General features: G+C 57.5%; 1 rRNA gene. It reads left to right on the plus strand.

Going from position 1 to position 1,872, the window contains the following annotated elements:
• Positions 1-1,865 (plus strand): 23S ribosomal RNA (locus BLS43_RS30755); the annotation flags it as partial.
• Positions 1,866-1,872: the final 7 nt, after the last annotated feature.

Here is a 1,872-nt window from a genome sequence, read left to right on the forward strand (position 1 = left end):
GAGATCCGCTCGCCGGTTTTTCCGGTGGGTGTAGTCGTTGGGTTGGGTAGGGGAGCGTCGTGCATCCGTTGAAGCTGCGGGGGAACCCAGTGGTGGAGGGTGTGCGAGTGAGAATGCAGGCATGAGTAGCGAATGCAGAGTGAGAATCTCTGCCGCCGGATGACCAAGGGTTCCTGGGCCAGGTTGTTCCGCCCAGGGTGAGCCGGGACCTAAGGCGAGGCCGACAGGCGTAGTCGATGGATAACGGGTTGATATTCCCGTGCTCGTGACAGTGCGCCCATGCTGAGGTCGTTGATGCTAACCATCCGAACCCGGCTCTGTTGTCCCTTCGGGGGCTTGAGTTCGGGGGAGCGTGGGAACCGATTCGGTAGTAGGCAAGCGATGGGGTGACGCAGGAGGGTAGCTCCGCCACGCGGTGGTTGTCGTGGTGTAAGCCTGTAGCCTGATTCCTAGGTAAATCCGGGGGTCGTGAAGGGTGAGAGGTGATGCGTAGCCGATTGAGGCGAAGTAGAGTGATCCCATGCTGTCGAGAAAAGCCTCTAGTGAGTGCTGTTGCGGCCCGTACCCCAAACCGACACAGGTGGTCAGGTAGAGAATACCGAGGCGATCGAGTGAACTCTGGTTAAGGAACTCGGCAAAATACCTCCGTAACTTCGGGAGAAGGAGGGCCGGTTGTCTTGAAGCCCCTTTGCGGGCTAGGGGCGGCCGGTCGCAGAGACCAGGCCCAAGCGACTGTTTACTAAAAACACAGGTCCGTGCGAAGTCGCAAGACGATGTATACGGACTGACGCCTGCCCGGTGCTGGAACGTTAAGAGGACCTGTTAGTCCTTTCGGGGGCGAAGCGGAGAATTTAAGCGCCAGTAAACGGCGGTGGTAACTATAACCATCCTAAGGTAGCGAAATTCCTTGTCGGGTAAGTTCCGACCTGCACGAATGGCGTAACGACTTGGGCGCTGTCTCGACCAGAGACTCGGCGAAATTGCACTACGAGTAAAGATGCTCGTTACGCGCGGCAGGACGGAAAGACCCCGGGACCTTTACTATAGCTTGGTATTGATGCTCGGTTCGGCTTGTGTAGGATAGGTGGGAGACTGTGAAGCGGTCACGCTAGTGGTTGTGGAGTCGTTGTTGAAATACCACTCTGGTCGAATTGGGTGTCTGAACCTCGGGCCATGATCTGGTTCAGGGACAGTGCCTGGTGGGTAGTTTAACTGGGGCGGTTGCCTCCCAAAGAGTAACGGAGGCGCCCAAAGGTTCCCTCAGCCTGGTTGGCAATCAGGTGTTGAGTGTAAGTGCACAAGGGAGCTTGACTGTGAGACTGACGGGTCGAGCAGGGACGAAAGTCGGGACTAGTGATCCGGCACCGCCTTGTGGAAGGGGTGTCGCTCAACGGATAAAAGGTACCCCGGGGATAACAGGCTGATCTTGCCCAAGAGTCCATATCGACGGCATGGTTTGGCACCTCGATGTCGGCTCGTCGCATCCTGGGGCTGGAGTAGGTCCCAAGGGTTGGGCTGTTCGCCCATTAAAGCGGTACGCGAGCTGGGTTTAGAACGTCGTGAGACAGTTCGGTCCCTATCCGCCGCGCGCGTAGGAGACTTGAGGAAGGCTGTCCCTAGTACGAGAGGACCGGGACGGACGAACCTCTGGTGTGCCAGTTGTACCGCCAGGTGCATGGCTGGTTGGCTATGTTCGGAAGGGATAACCGCTGAAGGCATCTAAGCGGGAAGCTCGTTCCAAGATGAGGTCTCCCACCACCTTGCGTGGTTAAGGCTCCCAGTAGACGACTGGGTTGATAGGCCAGAGATGGAAGCCCTGTGAGGGGTGGAGTTGACTGGTACTAATAGGCCGAGGGCTTGCCACAACATGTT

It is taken from the genome of Pseudonocardia oroxyli (genome assembly GCF_900102195.1).
GTDB lineage: Bacteria > Actinomycetota > Actinomycetes > Mycobacteriales > Pseudonocardiaceae > Pseudonocardia > Pseudonocardia oroxyli.